Source organism: Brachybacterium horti (genome assembly GCF_054777615.1).
In genome coordinates, this window is sequence record NZ_BAAHAM010000003.1 from 541,252 (window position 1) to 557,093 (window position 15,842).

The 15,842-nt window shown below is 72.4% G+C and carries 15 protein-coding genes; 6 read left to right on the top strand and 9 right to left on the bottom strand.

The genetic code is table 11. The annotated features are described in order from the left end of the window. Positions 1 to 2 precede the first annotated feature (2 nt). On the bottom strand, positions 3 to 638 hold the full coding sequence (locus ACYVAP_RS11905) for a TetR/AcrR family transcriptional regulator (RefSeq protein WP_498860780.1): 636 nt from the start codon (positions 636 to 638) through the stop codon (positions 3 to 5). Positions 639 to 809: 171 nt separating this feature from the next. Here ACYVAP_RS11905 and ACYVAP_RS11910 point away from each other — a divergent pair, with 171 nt between their 5' ends. Together ACYVAP_RS11910 and ACYVAP_RS11915 are read left to right on the top strand one after the other, a co-directional pair. Further along, positions 810 to 2,561 carry an MDR family MFS transporter gene (locus ACYVAP_RS11910; RefSeq protein WP_498860781.1) on the top strand — a complete coding sequence of 584 codons (1,752 nt, stop codon included), beginning with the start codon at positions 810 to 812 and terminating at the stop codon, positions 2,559 to 2,561. A 121-nt stretch (positions 2,562 to 2,682) separates the two neighbouring features. Then, a complete protein-coding gene (locus ACYVAP_RS11915; RefSeq protein ID WP_498860782.1) occupies positions 2,683 to 3,753 on the top strand; it encodes a GNAT family N-acetyltransferase in 1,071 nt (356 codons plus the stop codon). Between the two features lie 7 nt (positions 3,754 to 3,760). Here the strand turns inward: ACYVAP_RS11915 and ACYVAP_RS11920 are convergent, their stop codons facing one another. The 4 genes from ACYVAP_RS11920 to ACYVAP_RS11935 all read right to left on the bottom strand — a co-directional run bounded on the left by ACYVAP_RS11920 (position 3,761) and on the right by ACYVAP_RS11935 (position 7,076). Next, positions 3,761 to 3,931, bottom strand: a complete 171-nt coding sequence (locus ACYVAP_RS11920) for a hypothetical protein (RefSeq protein ID WP_168198122.1) — start codon at positions 3,929 to 3,931, stop codon at positions 3,761 to 3,763. 222 nt (positions 3,932 to 4,153) lie between these two features. Beyond that, positions 4,154 to 5,743, bottom strand: coding sequence for a glutamine-hydrolyzing GMP synthase (gene guaA, locus ACYVAP_RS11925; protein ID WP_498860783.1), 1,590 nt, complete (start codon positions 5,741 to 5,743; stop codon positions 4,154 to 4,156). A 96-nt stretch (positions 5,744 to 5,839) separates the two neighbouring features. Next, positions 5,840 to 6,220 carry a DUF3817 domain-containing protein gene (locus ACYVAP_RS11930; RefSeq protein WP_498860784.1) on the bottom strand — a complete coding sequence of 127 codons (381 nt, stop codon included), beginning with the start codon at positions 6,218 to 6,220 and terminating at the stop codon, positions 5,840 to 5,842. Next, complete coding sequence (locus ACYVAP_RS11935) at positions 6,195 to 7,076, bottom strand: SURF1 family protein (RefSeq protein WP_498860785.1); 882 nt, start codon at positions 7,074 to 7,076, stop codon at positions 6,195 to 6,197. The genes ACYVAP_RS11930 and ACYVAP_RS11935 overlap by 26 nt, the downstream gene beginning before the upstream one ends. A 142-nt stretch (positions 7,077 to 7,218) precedes the next feature. On the opposite strand from ACYVAP_RS11935, the gene pta reads away from it, so the two are divergent. The 3 genes from pta to ACYVAP_RS11950 all read left to right on the top strand — a co-directional run bounded on the left by pta (position 7,219) and on the right by ACYVAP_RS11950 (position 11,278). Next, a complete protein-coding gene (gene pta / locus ACYVAP_RS11940; protein ID WP_498860786.1) occupies positions 7,219 to 9,327 on the top strand; it encodes a phosphate acetyltransferase in 2,109 nt (702 codons plus the stop codon). After that, positions 9,324 to 10,604, top strand: a complete 1,281-nt coding sequence (locus ACYVAP_RS11945; protein WP_498860787.1) for an acetate kinase — start codon at positions 9,324 to 9,326, stop codon at positions 10,602 to 10,604. Before pta ends, ACYVAP_RS11945 begins: the two co-directional genes overlap by 4 nt. Positions 10,605 to 10,702: 98 nt before the next feature. Next, positions 10,703 to 11,278, top strand: a complete 576-nt coding sequence (locus tag ACYVAP_RS11950; protein ID WP_498860788.1) for a hypothetical protein — start codon at positions 10,703 to 10,705, stop codon at positions 11,276 to 11,278. A 6-nt stretch (positions 11,279 to 11,284) separates the two neighbouring features. Here the strand turns inward: ACYVAP_RS11950 and ACYVAP_RS11955 are convergent, their stop codons facing one another. The 3 genes from ACYVAP_RS11955 to ACYVAP_RS11965 are packed head-to-tail and all read right to left on the bottom strand — an operon-like array spanning position 11,285 to position 13,767. Beyond that, complete coding sequence (locus ACYVAP_RS11955; RefSeq protein WP_498860789.1) at positions 11,285 to 11,872, bottom strand: GNAT family N-acetyltransferase; 588 nt, start codon at positions 11,870 to 11,872, stop codon at positions 11,285 to 11,287. 25 nt (positions 11,873 to 11,897) lie between these two features. After that, complete coding sequence (locus ACYVAP_RS11960) at positions 11,898 to 13,007, bottom strand: GuaB3 family IMP dehydrogenase-related protein (RefSeq protein WP_498860938.1); 1,110 nt, start codon at positions 13,005 to 13,007, stop codon at positions 11,898 to 11,900. Positions 13,008 to 13,047: 40 nt separating this feature from the next. Then, complete coding sequence (locus ACYVAP_RS11965) at positions 13,048 to 13,767, bottom strand: 3'-5' exonuclease family protein (protein WP_498860790.1); 720 nt, start codon at positions 13,765 to 13,767, stop codon at positions 13,048 to 13,050. A gap of 120 nt (positions 13,768 to 13,887) precedes the next feature. On the opposite strand from ACYVAP_RS11965, the gene ACYVAP_RS11970 reads away from it, so the two are divergent. Then, positions 13,888 to 14,313 (top strand): VOC family protein, encoded by a 426-nt coding sequence (locus ACYVAP_RS11970; protein ID WP_264451008.1) that lies wholly within the window; start codon positions 13,888 to 13,890, stop codon positions 14,311 to 14,313. An 18-nt stretch (positions 14,314 to 14,331) separates the two neighbouring features. On the opposite strand, the gene guaB is transcribed toward ACYVAP_RS11970, so the two are convergent. Beyond that, on the bottom strand, positions 14,332 to 15,831 hold the full coding sequence (gene guaB, locus ACYVAP_RS11975; RefSeq protein ID WP_498860791.1) for an IMP dehydrogenase: 1,500 nt from the start codon (positions 15,829 to 15,831) through the stop codon (positions 14,332 to 14,334). Positions 15,832 to 15,842 lie beyond the last annotated feature (11 nt).

Genomic DNA, 15,842 nt, shown 5'->3' on the forward strand with positions numbered 1-15,842 from the left:
GGTCAGATGTCGAGGTCGTCCCGCTCGTAGAGGGCGACGACCTGGTCGAAGGAGCGCACGAGGTCGATGCCGCGGCGCATGGAGATCGCGAAGGCGCTGCGGGTGAGGGCGAAGCCGACCTGCACCATGATCACCGCGTGATCGCGGGCGTCCTCGCCGTCGAGCGCCTCGGTGAGCACGTCCACGAGCTCCGCCTGCATGGCCTGCAGGTTGCCGGTGGAGATCAGCTGGAGCGAGGGCTCCTTGGCCATGACGGTCTTCTTGAGCTCGCGCAGCTCCGGGTCGACGGGGATGTTCGCGATGCCCTCGCGCATGACGGAGTGCAGCGCCTGGCGCACGGTCATGACGTCGAGCTTCTCGCGCAGCGAGGCGACGGCCCGCTGCCCCTCGTCCCCGACGACGCCGAGGATGGCGGACTCCTTGGTGGACCAGTGGTTGAAGAAGGTCCGGGTCGAGACGCCGGCGCGCTGGGCGATCATCTGCGCGGTGACCGCGGAGAGCCCGTGCTCGGCGACGAGCTCGAGGGCGGCGCGGTGCATGGCCAGGCGGGTCTGGCGCTTCTTCTGCTCGCGCAGCCCGAGCTCCTCGCAGGCGGGGGCGGCCGCGGAGGTGTCGGTCGGGGTGCGGGTGTCGGTCACGGGGTCCATCGTAGGTCCGCCATCTCACAAAAACTGCACTCAGTGCAATAGTGCAGTGAATGCAACAGTTGGCTAGCATGTTCCGGTCGGGCCCGAGGGCGTGCTGCGACCGCCGGGCGCGTCCGCGCGCGCCCTCACCATCCGTCCACCGTCCATCACTCCGAGGTATCCGTGAGCACATCCACCCCCCAGGCGCCGGGCTCCGGCGCCGAACCCCAGACCGCCTTCACCGGCCTCGACCGGCAGGGCAAGCTCGTCTTCGTCGGCCTCATGCTCGGCATGTTCGTGGCCTCCCTCTCCCAGACCATCGTCGGCCCCGCGATGCCGCGCATCGTCGCCGAGCTCGGCGGCGTGGAGCACTACAGCTGGATCGCCACCGCCGCGATGCTGGTCTCCGCCGTGGCCGTCCCGATCGTCGGCAAGCTGTCCGACCTCTACGGGCGCCGCTGGTTCTACCTCGGCGGCCTCGCCGTGTTCATGATCGGCTCGATCCTCGCCGGCCTCTCCCAGGGCTTCTGGTTCCTGGTCTTCGCGCGCGCCGTGCAGGGCCTGGGCATGGGCACCCTGATGCCGCTGTCCCAGACGATCATCGGCGACATCATCCCGCCCCGCCAGCGCGGCAAGTACCAGGGCATCATGGGCGCCGTCTTCGGCGTGACCTCCGTGGTCGGCCCGCTCATCGGCGGCACCGTCACCGACAACTTCGGCTGGCGCTGGCTGTTCTACCTGACCCTGCCCATCGGCGTGGTCGCCTTCGGCTTCATCCTGCGCTTCCTGCACCTGCCGGTCTCCGGCCAGCACGGCAAGGTCGACTACCTCGGCATCCTCACCCTCACCCCGGGCCTGGTCATCGCGCTGCTCGCCACCACCTGGGGCGGCAACACCTACGACTGGGGCTCCGCGACCATCATCGGCATGTACGCCGTGGCCGCCGTGTTCCTCGCCGCCTTCGTGATCATCGAGACCCGCGTGTCAGAGCCGCTGCTGCCCATGCACCTGCTGGGCCGCCCGATCGTGGCGCTCTCCGTCGGCGCGTCCTTCGCGATCACCGTCGCCATGTTCGGCGCGATCATCTACATCCCCGTCTATGCGCAGGGCGTCATGGGCGTCTCCGCCACGAACTCGGGCGCGATCCTGATCCCGCTGTCCGTGGCCATGATCGTCACCTCGATCGTGGTGGGCCTGCTCATCACCCGCACCGGCCGCTACAAGCCCTTCCTGATCCTCGGCGGACTCGTGCTCGTGGGCGGCTACCTGCTGCTGGCGAACCTGCAGTACGGCGACTCGCAGTGGCACCTGACCCTCGCGATGATCGTGATCGGCCTGGGGCTCGGCCTGTGCATGCAGGTGTACACGCTGGTCGTGCAGAACGCCGTCGCGCAGCGCGAGCTGGGCATCGCGACCGCCGCGATCCAGTTCTTCCGCAACATCGGCTCGACCATCGGCACCGCGGTGCTGGGCACCGTGATGACCGCGCAGATGGCCACCGCCATCCCCGAGCAGCTCGCGAAGCTCCCCGCCGAGCAGATGGCGGCCCTGCAGCAGCAGGGCGGGCTGGACGCCTCCCAGCTCGAGGCCGCGGTGCTGGACCCGTCGGCCCTCGCGAAGCTCCCCGCGTTCCTCGTGGACCCGATCCGCACCGGCATGGGCGAGGCCATGCACGACGTGTTCCTCACCGCCCTGCCCTTCGTGATCGCCGCGCTGCTGCTCTCGCTGTTCATCAAGCAGATGCCGCTGCGCGACACGCTCCACGAGCAGGACGCGACGGCGACCGTCGAGGAGACGCACGAGTTCCGCGACACCACGACCGGCGCCCTCGCGGCGATCGGCGCGAGCGGGTCGGTCACGACGACCGGTGAGATCCGCGTGGTCGACACGGAGGAGCGGCACTCGCACCGGGCGGACGGACCCGCCGAGCGCTGACCCCGGGCGCGGACGGCACCTCGGCGTCCGCCCCGCTCCCCCCACGGCCCCCTGCCCTCGCGGCAGGGGGCCGTGGTCGTCCCGGGGCGCCTCCGAGGCACGGCCGTGCCACCATGGGCGGATGCTCCTGCGCGACCACTTCCCGCCCGACCTGCCCGCGGGGTTCACCTCGCGCCTTCCCGTCGAGGCGGACGTAGGACCGCTCGACGCCCTGGTCACCGCGGACCAGCGCACCCACACCCCCGACGCCGAGGTCACCGCCGACTCGCTGCGCTCGCGGCTCGTGGGGCTGCGCTCCTTCTCCCGCCGGCAGGTCGTCGTCGTGCCCGACGGAGCGGGCGACACGGCGGAGCCGGTGGGCTGGATCGCCCTGGCCGACCGCGCGAGCGGCCGCACCGACCTGCAGTGGGTGCTCGCCCGCGACCTGCCCCGCCGGGCGGAGCTCGCCGCGGCCCTGCTCGCCTGGGCCCGCGAGGTGGGCGGCTCCTTCGCCCGCCACCGCGGGGTCGAGGCCACCTGGCTGGACGCCTCCGTCACCGAGACGGACACGGACCGCTCGGCGCTGCTGGCCGCCTCCGGCTTCACCCACGTGCGCACCTGGCTGCACATGCGCCGCCCCGTCGACCCCGCCGAGGCGACCGACCTGCCCGCCCCTCGCGAGGGGACACGGGTGCGGCGCGTGCACCGACACCCCTCGGGCCTGCCCGTCGCCCAGGACGTCACCACCGTGCACCGCATGCTCGAGGAGTCCTTCGCGGACCACTGGGGGTCCTACCGGGAGTCCTTCGCCGAGTTCGTGCAGCGCCTGGTCGAGGACCCCCGCGAGGCGGACTGGGACCACTGGTGGATCGCCGAGGTCGAAAGGGAGGGCCGATGGCTGCCCGCCGGCGGTCTCGTCGCCGCCCGCCAGGCGCCCCGCGGCGACCTCGGCGAGGGCACCTATCTCGAGTACCTCGGGGTGCACCGCAGCGCCCGCGGCCGGGGCGTGGCCAAGGCGCTGCTGCACGCCGTCTTCCGCGACGCCGCCGAGCGCGGCCGCGCCCGTCTCGAGCTCGAGGTCGACGCGGACTCCCCCACCGGGGCGAACGGCCTCTACGAGGCGATGGGCTTCCGGGCCTTCGAGCGCACGCAGACCTGGCACGCGCGGGCCGCGTCCCACCCCTCCCGGCTGCTCGAGCCGCCGGAGGGCTGAGCGCGGCTCAGACGGCCAGCGCGCCGTCCTCCACGACCGCCCGGCCCCGGTCGCGGTGCTCCGCGAACTGCGCGAGCAGCTCCTCCCGCCGCGCCGCGGGCAGACGGCCGAGCGCGGAGCCGTGCGCCACGTCCCGCCGCCCCGTGAGCCCGCTGTGACGCGTGCGGTCCTTGATCATCTCGTCATCGAAAGAGCAGAGCTAGCTCACCGCCGGCATGCAGCTGGAGGTCGATCCCGCATCCGTGGCGCTGCGCGATCGCGAACAGGTCGTCGAGCTGCGCGACCGGGTCGCGGTCGACGAGGCGCCCGAATGCAAAGAGGTCCGATTCCGTTCCGGATCGCCGGCGGATCTGGAACGGAATCGACCATTGCGGGGGGCGGGCGCGTCAGGGCCGCGCCGTCACTCCCACTCGATGGTGCCCGGGGGCTTGGAGGTGATGTCGAGGGTGACGCGGTTGATCTCGCTGACCTCGTTGGTGATGCGGGTGGAGATGCGGGAGAGCACCTCGTAGGGGACCTTCGCCCAGTCCGCGGTCATCGCGTCGTCGCTCGTGACGGGGCGCAGCACGACGGGGTGGCCGTAGGTGCGGCCGTCGCCCTGGACGCCGACGGAGCGGACGTCGGCGAGGAGCACGACGGGGCACTGCCAGATGTCGCGGTCCAGGCCGGCGGCGGTGAGCTCGGCGCGGGCGATCGCGTCGGCCTTGCGCAGCACGTCCAGGCGCTCCTTGGTGACCTCGCCGATGATCCGGATGCCGAGGCCCGGGCCCGGGAAGGGCTGGCGCCAGACGATCTCGTCCGGCAGGCCCAGCTCGGAGCCGACGGCGCGGACCTCGTCCTTGAACAGGGCGCGCAGCGGCTCGACGAGCTCGAAGGAGAGATCCTCCGGCAGGCCGCCCACGTTGTGGTGGCTCTTGATGTTCGCCGCGCCCTCGCCGCCGCCGGACTCGACGACGTCGGGGTAGAGCGTGCCCTGCACGAGGAAGGTCTTCGCCTCGGCGTGGTCGCCCTGGATGACGCCCTGCTCACGGAGGATCTCCGCCTGGGCGCCCTCGAACGAGCGGATGAACTCACGGCCGATGATCTTGCGCTTCTCCTCGGGGTCGGTGACCCCGGCGAGCGCGGTGAGGAACTGCTCCTCGGCGTCGACCATGACGAGCCGGGCGCCGCCGGTGGACTCGCCGAAGGCCTTCTCGATCTGCGCGGACTCGTCCTGGCGCATGAGCCCGTGGTCCACGTACACGCAGGTGAGGCGGTCACCGATCCCGCGCTGCACGAGCGCGGCGGCGACCGCGGAGTCCACGCCGCCGGAGAGGCCGCAGATCGCGGTGCCCTCGCCCACCTGGGCGCGGATCCGCTCGACCTGCTCCTCGATGACGTTGCCGGTGGTCCAGGTGGGCTCGATGCCCGCGCCGCGGTGCAGGAAGTTCTCGAGCACCTCCTGGCCGCGGTCGCTGTGGCCCACCTCGGGGTGCCACTGCACGCCGTAGAGGCGCTTCTCGGGATGCTCGAAGGCGGCGACCGGGGAGCCCTGCGAGCGGGCGACCACGCGGAAGCCCGCCGGGGCCTCGGTCACGGAGTCACCGTGGCTCATCCACACGTTCTGCTCGAGGTCCTGGTCCCGCAGCAGCTCGGAGGCGCCGTCGAGGGCCTCGAGGCGCGTGGCGCCGTACTCGCGCACGCCCGTCGGCGCGACGGTCCCGTCGAGGGCCGCGGCCATCGACTGGAAGCCGTAGCAGAGGCCGAGTACGGGGATCCCCGCCTCGAGCAGCGCCGGGTCCAGGCGCGGCGCACCCTCGACGTACACGGAGGACGGGCCGCCGGAGAGGATGATCGCGCGCGGCTGCTTCGCGAGCACGTCCTGCACACCCATGGTGTGGGGGACGACCTCGGAGTAGACGCGCGCCTCACGCACGCGGCGTGCGATGAGCTGGGCGTACTGGGCGCCGAAGTCGACGACGAGGACGGGGCGCTGGTCGGTGTCGGTCACCCGGCAGAGTCTACGGGCCGCGGCACCCCGGGCGCGCCCGCGTCCCGTGGGGCGCTCGTCTCAACGAGCGGTGCTCGTCTCACCGAGCGCGGGAGCTCAGCGCTCGCCGTCCTGCAGGGTGGGCCGACGGGCGAGCTCCCGCTCGACCGACTCGTGGGTCCAGCGCTCGCCGAAGAAGGACAGCACCGGCACGACGCCGAAGAGCATGAGCAGCAGCATGCGCGACAGCGCCCACCGCATCTTCAGCCACAGGTCGAAGCCGAGGATCACGTAGACCATGTAGATGAGGCCGTGGATCGGGGACCACACCGAGGAGACCTGCTCCCAGGTGTGGGAGGTCCCCCCGTAGACGAGGTAGCGCATGATCATGATCGCGCAGAGCACGAGCAGGGCGCAGCCCTCGACGATCGAGGCGACCCGGAAGCGGGCGAAGGAGGTGCGCACCTGCACCTCATCGAGCGGGCGGGGTGCCGGCATCGGCGTCCTCCTGGGGATGGGCGGCGCCCGGGGCGCCGGCGGGGGTCGGGGCGTCCGCACCGGGGGCGGGACGCGGGGTCACCTCGTCGAGGGCGGCGCGCAGGGCCTCCCGCTGCGCCTCCTGCTCGTCGAGGTGGTGGGTGCGCACGGTGCGCCACCACAGGTACAGGAAGAAGACGCCGAAGACGATCCACTGGGCCGCGTAGCCGATGTTCTGCCAGTCCAGGCCGCGGGAGAAGGCGGACTCGGCCTCCGGCATGGGCTCGAGGCCCTCCGCGGCGGAGGTCTGCGCGACGTAGCCCGCGTACATGGGGCTGCCCCACTCGTTCACGAGCAGCGGGGTAGAGATCTCCGAGGCGATGCCGTCCTCGACGCCGTCGGTCGCGGCCTCGCTCGCCTCGAGCCGGCCGGTCGCGGTCACCTCGCCGCTCGGCGGGGCGGGGGCGAGGGCGGGGTCGAGCTCGCCGTCGGCCCCGGTGACGTCCTCCGCCGCGACCCAGCCGCGGGCGACGGGCAGCAGCGCCTCGGAGCCGTCGGCCAGGGTCAGGTGAAGGGCGGTGACGACGATCGCGGCGTCCGTCCCGTCGATGTGCCGCCCGCCCACGAGGATCTGCTGGGAGGCGTCGTAGGTGCCGGTCGCGGTGACGAGGCCGCCGGAGTCGTCATTGGTGACCACGCCGCCGATCTCGAGCACGTCGCGCACGTCGCCGAGCTCCGCCGGGGCGGAGGTGCGCTCGGTGATCGCCCGGTGCGCACGGTCCCACTGCCAGCCCGCGAGCATGCCGCACGCGACGGTCGCCGCCACCATGAGGGCGAGCATCCCGAGGGAGCGGGGGCGCAGGGCGGCACGGAGCATGCCCACATCGTAGGAGCCGCGGCTGGACGCGGCCGGGACGAGGTGGCCCTCCTCACCGCCGTCGGCCCCGTGCACCGATCACGGACACCCGGACGGGACCTCCGGCCTCCCCACCGCGCCGTCCCCGCCGTAGGGTGAGCCCGTGTCCCAGAGCGTGTACGTCGCCAGCCCCGAGGGGATGACCGGGAAGTCCATCGTGGCTTTCGGTCTCCTCGAAGCCCTCGCCTCCCGCTCCGAGCGGGTGGGCGTCTTCCGCCCCGTGGTGAAGTCCGCGGGCGCACCGGACTACGCCGTCAGCCTGCTGACCGCGCATCCCGCCGTGGACCAGCCCTACGAGGAGGCGGTCGGCGTCGACTACGAGCAGGTGCTCGCGGACCCGGACGCCGCGCAGGAGGAGATCCTGCGCCGCCACCGCGAGCTCTCCGCGAAGTACTCGCTGCTCGTGGTGCTCGGCTCGGACTACGACGACCTCGCGAACCCCACCGAGCTCGCCTTCAACGCGGAGGTCGCCGCGAACCTCGGCGCCCCGGTGATCCTCGTGCTCTCCGGCATGGACCGCAGCCCGGACCAGGTGGGCGCGCTCGCCGCGGTCGCCCAGGGCGAGTTCGCGGGCCATCACGCGACCCCCATCGCCGTGGTCGTCAACCGCGCGGACCCGGCGAGCCTGGACGCGGTGCGCGAGGCGGTGGGCGCCCGCGTGCCGGGCCTGCTGGTCTCCGCGATCCCGGAGAACCCCGTGATCCTCGCGCCCACCGTGCAGCAGGTGAAGGACGCCGTCTCCGGCACCCTCCTGCAGGGCAGCCCCGAGTGGCTGGGCCGCGTCTCCGCCGGCACCGTGGTCGCCGCGATGAGCCTGCCCAACGTGCTCGAGCGGCTCACCGAGAACTGCACCGTCGTCGCCCCCGGCGATCGCTACGACCTGCTGCCCGGGCTGATCCTCGCGCAGCACTCCGGCACCTTCCCCGCGCTCTCCTCGATCGTGCTGACCGGCGGCTACGACATCCCGCCCGCGGTGCACCGGCTCATCGAGGGCGTGCAGCAGGACCTCCCGATCATCGCGACGGACCTCTCCACCTTCGACACCGCCGTGAAGGTCGCCGGGACCCGCGGCCGGCTGAGCGGCGACAGCCCGCAGAAGCTCGACGCGGCCCGCCGCGCTGTCGCCGAGCACCTCCCCGCCTCCGCCGTGCTCTCCGCCCTCGAGGTCACGCGCAGCGAGGTCGTCACCCCGATGATGTTCGAGTTCGAGCTGCTCGCCCGGGCCCGCGGCGAGAAGAAGACGATCGTGCTGCCCGAGGGCGACGAGCCGCGCATCCTGGCCGCGGCGGAGTCGATCCTCGCGCGCGGCGTGGCCCGGATCGTGCTGCTCGGCGAGGAGACCGCGATCCGGGCGAGGGCGGCGCAGCTGGGCCACGACATCTCCGAGGCCCGGATCGTCTCCCCGCAGGACCCGGAGCTCGTGGAGTCCTTCGCCGCCGAGTACGCGCGGCTGCGGGCGAAGAAGGGCGTGACCCTCGAGCAGGCCCGCGAGAAGGTCCAGGACGTCTCCTACTTCGGCACGATGATGGTGCAGACGGGCCAGGCGGACGGCATGGTCTCCGGCGCCGTCCACTCCACCGCCCACACCATCAGGCCGAGCTTCGAGATCATCCGGACGAAGCCCGGCGCGAAGATCGTCTCCTCCGTGTTCCTCATGGCGCTGCAGGACCGGGTGCTCGTCTACGGCGACTGCGCCGTGAACCCGGATCCGACGGCGGAGCAGCTCGCGGACATCGCCCTGCAGTCCGCGGAGACCGCACGCCGCTTCGGCGTGGAGCCCCGGGTCGCGATGCTCTCCTACTCGACCGGCACCTCCGGCAGCGGGGCCGACGTCGACAAGGTCCGCGAGGCGACCGCCCTGGTGCGCGAGCTCGCCCCCGAGCTCGACGTCGAGGGGCCCATCCAGTACGACGCCGCGGTGGACGCCTCCGTGGCCCGCACGAAGCTCCCGGACTCCGCGGTCGCCGGCCGCGCGACGGTGTTCGTCTTCCCGGACCTCAACACCGGCAACAACACGTACAAGGCCGTGCAGCGCTCCGCCGGGGCGATCGCGATCGGGCCGGTGCTGCAGGGCCTGAACAGGCCCGTCAACGACCTCTCCCGCGGTGCGCTCGTCGACGACATCATCAACACCGTGGTGATCACGGCGATCCAGGCGCAGGCAGCCGACGAGAGCCCGGCCCCGGCCGATTCCCCGAAGGAGACCGCATGACTCCCCCCGCCTCCCCCGCCTCCTCCGCTCCTCGGTCCGACGCCGGCGGCCGCCTCCCCGGCGTCCCGGACGCCGCGACGGTCCTGGTGCTGAACTCCGGCTCCTCCTCGCTGAAGTTCCAGCTCCTGGACCCCGTCGCCGAGGTGGTCCACGCCTCCGGCATCGTCGAGCGGATCGGCCAGGACCGCGGCCAGGCGCACCTCGAGGCCGGCGACCTCCGACAGCCCTACGCGGGTGAGGTCCCCGACCACAAGGTCGCGATGCAGGTCGTCACCGGCCTCTTCGAGGACGCCGGCATGAGCCTCCAGGAGGCGAACGTCGTCGCCGTCGGGCACCGCGTCGTCCAGGGCGGCGCCCGCTTCACCACCCCGCAGCTCGTGGACTCCTGGGTGCGGAACCAGATCGCGGACCTCGGCGCCCTCGCCCCGCTGCACAACCCCGCCGCGGTGCAGGGCATCGACGCTGCCCGCGAGCTGCTGCCGGACATCCCCCACGTGGCCGTCTTCGACACCGCCTTCTTCACCGCGCTGCCGGAGGAGTCCCGCACCTACGCCCTGAACGCGCAGGTCGCCACCGAGTACCGGATCCGTCGCTACGGCGCGCACGGCACGAGCCACCGCTACGTCTCCGAGCAGGTCTCCGCGCTGCTGGCCTCCGAGGGGACGGACGTCACCGATCTGCGCCAGATCGTCCTGCACCTCGGCAACGGCGCCTCCGCCTCCGCCGTGCGCGGTGACGCGCCGCTGGACACCTCCATGGGCCTGACCCCGCTCGAGGGCCTCGTCATGGGGACCCGCACCGGCGACATCGACGCCTCGGTGTACGCCCACCTGTCCCGCAGCGCGGGCATGAGCATCGACGAGATCGACACCCTGCTGAACAAGTCCTCGGGCATGCAGGGCCTGTGCGGGATGAACGACTTCCGCGACATCACCGCCGCGATCCGCTCCGGGGACGAGCGGGCGGAGCTCGCGATGCGGGTCTACGTGCATCGGCTGCGCAAGTACGTGGGATCCTACGCCTTCACCCTGGGCGGCCTGGACACGATCGCCTTCACCGCCGGCATCGGGGAGAACGTGCCGGAGGTGCGCGAGCGCACCCTCGAGGGCCTCGAGACCTTCGGTATCGTGCTGGACCCCGAGGCGAACGCGCGGCGCGAGAAGGGCGTGCGCACCATCTCCGGCCCGGACTCCGCGGTGCGGGTGCTCGTCGTGCCGACGGACGAGGAGCTCGCGATCGCGCAGCAGTCCCTCGAGGTGGCGCGCTCCGCCCGCTGACACGGCACGGGCGGGCCCGCCGTCCACAAGGAGGTCGGCCCCGACCTGCGGCTCCTCTAGGCTGGGAGCATCCGTCCCGCACCCTCGAGGAGCCCGCCGTGTCCTACCCTGCACCCAGCCCGTACCCCTCCGCCCCGGGCAACGGCTCGTACGCACCGCCACCGCGCAAGCGCGGCATGAAGCGGATCGTGTTCGGCGCGCTCGGCATCCTCGCGAACCTCATCGGGCTCGTCGTCATGCCGCTCCTCGCGAGCATCGTGGTCGCCGCGTTCGCCGTGCTGAACGTGGACGCGACGAGCGCGGGCGGCACCACCGCGAGGATCGAGACCTCATCCTCCTCGATGATCTTCGTCTACGCTCCCGCGGGGGAGGCCGCCTCCGCCTCGTGCGAGGTGACCGGGAGCGACGTCGAGTGGGACGCGAGCACCTCGGGGATGCCGGTCACCGTCGACGGCGCCGCGTACGAGAGCGTCGGCACGGTGACGGTGACGAGCTCGCAGCAGGTGGACGTCGCGTGCCAGGGCGTGAGCGACGTGGCCGTGGGCGAGATGGGGTTCGGCAGCACCCTGGTGGGGCTCGTGGTCGGTCTGCTGATCCCGGTGCTGCTGGGCCTGGTCGCGATCGCCCTGCTCATCTGGGGAATCGTGGCGCGCGTGCGCTCCTCGCGACCCTGAGCCGACTCAGGCGATGCCCGGCACGGGCTCGGCCGGGCGCAGCCGCGCCTCGAGCCCCTGCCGCACCGCCGGCCACTCCGAGCGCAGCACCGAGAAGTAGTCGACGTCGGCGACGGTGCCGTCGGCCGCGCGGCGGAACGCCCGCAGCGTGCCCTCGAAGCGGGCGCCGAGCCGGGCGATCGCTCGGTGCGAGCGGGTGTTGCGGTGATCGCAGCGCAGCGCGACGCGGCCCACGCCGAGCTCCTCGAAGGCGTGTGTGAACAGCAGCAGCTTCGCGGTGGGGTTCACCTCGGTGCCCCACACGTCCCGGGCGTAGATCGTGCTGCCGATCTCGACGCGCAGTCCCGGCACGAGCTCGTAGAGGGTCGTGCGGCCCGCGAGTCGGCCGTCCTGCTCCACGGCGAAGGCGAGCTGTGCCGGGGCCGCGATCATGCCCGCGAGATGCTCGGCCATGGCCTCGTCGCTCGCCGGCAGCGGGGAGGACATGCCAGCCCAGCTCTCCTCGTCCACGAGCGCGCGGAACGCCGGGGCGTCCTCGACGCGCAGCGGGCGCAGGCGCACGCCGTCCCGGGTGAGCGTCGTGCTGTGCTCCATGCGTCGGTTCCTTCCTCGTGCCGGCTCAGGCCGTGGTGACGACCTCGACGCGCTGGAACTCCTTGAGCTCGGTGTAGCCGGTGGTGGCCATCGCGTGGCGCAGGGCGCCCACGAGGTTCGTCGTCGCGTCCGCGGAGATCGAGGGGCCGAAGAGGATCTGCTCGAGCGGCGCCGCCGTGCCCACCTCGACGCGGTGGCCGCGGGTGAGCGTGGGGTGGTGGGCCTCGCTCCCCCAGTGGTGGCCGCGGCCCGGGGCCTCCTCGGCGCGGGCGAGCGCCGCACCGACCATGAGGCCGTCGGCGCCGCAGGCGATCGCCTTGACGAGGTCGCCCGAGCGGCCCAGGCCGCCGTCGGCGATGACGTGCACGTAGCGGCCGCCGGACTCGTCCATGTAGTCGCGGCGGGCCGCGGCGACGTCGGCCACCGCGCTCGCGAGCGGCACCTGGATGCCGAGGGTCTCGCGGGTGGTCTGCGAGGCGCCGCCGCCGAAGCCCACGAGGACGCCCGCGGCGCCCGTGCGCATGAGGTGGAGGGCGGCGGTGTAGGTCGCGCAGCCGCCCACGATGACGGGGACGTCGAGCTCGTAGATGAATCGCTTGAGGTTCAGCGGCTCGCGGTCCGAGGAGACGTGCTCCGCGGAGACGGTGGTGCCGCGGATGAAGAAGAGGTCCACGCCCGCGTCCACGACCGTCTTCCAGTGCTCCTGCGTGCGCTGCGGGGACAGCGAGCCGGCCGCCGTGACGCCCGCGTCACGCAGCTGCGCGATCCGGTCGCGGATCAGCCCACCCTTCACGGGCTCACTGTAGATCTCACGCATGACCTGCACGGACTCAGCCTCGGAGGCGGTCGCGATGCGCTCGTACTGGGGGGTCGGGTCCTCGTAGCGGGTCCAGAGGCCCTCGAGGTCCAGCACACCCAGACCGCCCAGGCGCCCCAGCTCGATCGCGACCTCGGGGGACATGATCGAGTCCATGGGGGCGGCGAAGATGGGGATGTCGAAGTGGTACGCGTCCACCTGCCAGGCGGTCGAGACGTCCTCGGGGTCGCGCGTGCGCCGGGAGGGGACCACCGCCACGTCGTCGAAGCTGTAGCTGCGGCGCCCGCGCTTGTTCCGGCCGATCTCGATCTCGTTCATCACGCGAGGAGTCTACCGGCGACGCGGCCCGGAACCGGGATCACAGCGGCCAGGTCGTGCTGACGTCGACCGTCTTGCCCTGCTTCTTCATGTAGCCGATGAAGTTCTCCGCCCATTCGCGGTGCCACTCCATCTCCTGGCGGAACAGCTCCTCGAGGGAGGACTCGCCGAGCTGCGGGTGCTTGGCGACCATCGCGCGCAGCACGTCGAGGGTCGAGGAGACGTCGACGTCGGCCGTGTGGAGACGGCCGTCCTGCTGCACGCCGTAGACGTCGAGGAGGTCCACGAGCTTGCGCTTGCCCTTGCGGTAGCGGTCCACGCCGCGGTCGATGACCAGCGGGTCCACGAGCGGGGCGACGTCATGGCCCAGTCGCTCGGCGACCGTCGGCAGCTCGTGGCGGCGCAGCTCGTTCTCGAGGATCTGCACGTCGAAGGCGCCGTTGAAGGCGACGAGCGGGACGTCCTTCGCGAGGGACTCCGCGATGAGCGCGGCGACCTCCTCCAGGGCCGCAGCCGGCGCCATGCCGTGGGAGGCGGCGTGCTCGGTGCTGATGCCGTGGATCGCGGCCGCCTGCTCGGGGATCGGCACACCGGGGTCGATGAGCCAGGTCGCGACGGTCTCGTTCTCCCGGCCCTGCCCCACCGAATGGACGAGGGCGACGGTGACGATGCGGTCCTCGCTCGTCGAGGTGCCGGTGGTCTCGGTGTCGAAGCCGAGCAGCGGCCGGTCGATCCAGGGGGAGGCGGTGTCCGTCGTCATGCCCTCAGCCTATGCACCGGAACCGACCGTCCACGCCCGCACCGGACGGGGCGGTGGACGGCGCCGCGCTGGGGAGGAATGATCACGGGACGCCTGCCCCCGCTCCCCGAGGAGATCACGATGCCTGCGCCCACCCCGTATCTGCACCTGCCCGGCACCGCGCGCGAGGCGCTCGAGTTCTACCAGCGGGTGTTCGGCGGGGAGCTCGTGCTCGCGACCTACGAGGACTTCTCCCGCACCGACGGACCCGCGCACGCGATCGCGCACGGCGAGCTGCGGGGCGCGGTCGACGTGTGCGCCTCCGACGCGACCCCGCGGGACGAGGTGTTCGCCTCCCGCGGGCTCATGATGGCGCTCCTGGGCGCGGCGGAGCCGACGACGCTGCGCACCTGGTTCGCGGCGCTCTCCGAGGGCGGCGAGGTGGTCGACGCACTGCAGCGTCGCCCCTGGGGCGCCTCCGACGGGCAGGTGCGGGACCGCTTCGGTGTGCTCTGGCTGATCGGCTACGAGCACACCGAGGCGGATCCCGCCCAGCGGGCGGAGTGACTCAGCGGGGAGGCCCGCTCAGCGCGCCGTGTAGTTCGGCGCCTCGATGATCGCGGCCATGTCGTGCGGGTGGGACTCCTTGAGGCCCGCCGGCGTGATGCGAACGAACTGACCGCGCTCCTTGAGCTGCGTGATGTCCTGCGCGCCCACGTAGAACATGGTCTGGTGCAGGCCGCCCACGAGCTGGTGGATCACGGAGCGCAGCTGGCCCTTGTAGGAGACGCGGCCCTCGATGCCCTCCGGGACGATCTTGTCGTCGGAGTCGACGTCGGCCTGGAAGTAGCGGTCCTTCGAGAAGGACTTCTTGCCGCGCGAGGACATGGCGCCCAGCGAGCCCATGCCGCGGTAGGCCTTGAACTGCTTGCCCGCCACGAGGACGACCTCGCCCGGGGACTCCTCGGTGCCCGCGAGCAGCGAGCCGAGCATGACGGTGTCCGCGCCGGCGACGAGCGCCTTGGCGATGTCGCCCGAGTACTGCAGGCCGCCGTCGCCGATCAGCGGGACGCCCGCGGGCTTCGTGGCCTTGGAGGCCTCGTGGATCGCGGTGACCTGGGGGACGCCGACGCCGGCGACGACGCGCGTGGTGCAGATGGAGCCGGGGCCGACGCCGACCTTCACGGCGTCCGCGCCCGCGTCCACGAGCGCCTGCGCGCCCGCCCGGGTGGCGACGTTGCCGCCGATCACCTGGACGTCCTTGAAGGCCGGGTCGCCCTTGATGCGGCGGATCATCTCGAGCGCGAGGCGCGCGTGGCCGTTCGCGGTGTCGACGACGAGCACGTCCACCCCGGCGTCGCGGAGGGCGCCCGCGCGCTCGAGGGAGTCGCCGAAGAATCCGACGCCGGCGCCGACGAGGAGGCGGCCCTGCCCGTCCTTGGAGGCGTCGGGGAACTGCTCGGACTTCACGAAGTCCTTCACGGTGATGAGGCCGGTGAGGATGCCGCGCTCGTCGACGAGCGGCAGGCGCTCGCGCTTGTTCCTGCGCAGCAGCGCGGTCGCGTCCTCGTGGGAGACGTCGCTCGGCGCGGTGAACAGCTCGGTGGTCATGACGTCGCCGACCTTGGTGGTGGCCCACTCGGCGACGGGGATGAAGCGGAGGTCGCGGTTGGTGCAGATGCCCAGCAGGCGCAGGCCCTCGTCGACGACGGGCAGGCCGGAGACGCGGTACTGGCCGCACAGGGCGTCGAAGTCCTCGAGGGTCGCCTCGGGGCCGATCGTGACGGGGTTGGTGATGCGGCCGGTCTGGGTGCGCTTGACGAGGTCCACCTGGTGGGCCTGGTCCTCGATCGAGAGGTTGCGGTGGAGGATGCCGATGCCGCCGTGGCGGGCCATGGCGATCGCCATGCGGGACTCGGTGACGGTGTCCATCGCGGCGCTGGCCAGCGGGATCCGCAGCGAGATCTCCTTGGTGAGGCGACTGCTGGTGTCCACCTCGGAGGGGATGATGTCCGTCTCCCCGGGGAGGAGGAGGACGTCGTCGTAGGTCAGTCCGATGAAGCCGAAGGGGTCCGCGCTCGTCATGCACCGATGCT

Excerpts from the sequence above, each read along its gene's own strand:
- ACYVAP_RS11915 (WP_498860782.1), top strand. The coding sequence starts at position 2,683 with ATGCTCCTGCGCGACCACTTCCCGCCCGACCTGCCCGCGGGGTTCACC.
- ACYVAP_RS11920 (WP_168198122.1), bottom strand. The coding sequence starts at position 3,931 with ATGATCAAGGACCGCACGCGTCACAGCGGGCTCACGGGGCGGCGGGAC.
- ACYVAP_RS11930 (WP_498860784.1), bottom strand. The coding sequence starts at position 6,220 with ATGCCGGCACCCCGCCCGCTCGATGAGGTGCAGGTGCGCACCTCCTTC.
- ACYVAP_RS11935 (WP_498860785.1), bottom strand. The coding sequence starts at position 7,076 with ATGCTCCGTGCCGCCCTGCGCCCCCGCTCCCTCGGGATGCTCGCCCTC.
- ACYVAP_RS11945 (WP_498860787.1), top strand. The coding sequence starts at position 9,324 with ATGACTCCCCCCGCCTCCCCCGCCTCCTCCGCTCCTCGGTCCGACGCC.
- ACYVAP_RS11955 (WP_498860789.1), bottom strand. The coding sequence starts at position 11,872 with ATGGAGCACAGCACGACGCTCACCCGGGACGGCGTGCGCCTGCGCCCG.
- ACYVAP_RS11960 (WP_498860938.1), bottom strand. The coding sequence starts at position 13,007 with ATGAACGAGATCGAGATCGGCCGGAACAAGCGCGGGCGCCGCAGCTAC.
- ACYVAP_RS11965 (WP_498860790.1), bottom strand. The coding sequence starts at position 13,767 with ATGACGACGGACACCGCCTCCCCCTGGATCGACCGGCCGCTGCTCGGC.
- ACYVAP_RS11970 (WP_264451008.1), top strand. The coding sequence starts at position 13,888 with ATGCCTGCGCCCACCCCGTATCTGCACCTGCCCGGCACCGCGCGCGAG.
- guaB (WP_498860791.1), bottom strand. The coding sequence starts at position 15,831 with ATGACGAGCGCGGACCCCTTCGGCTTCATCGGACTGACCTACGACGAC.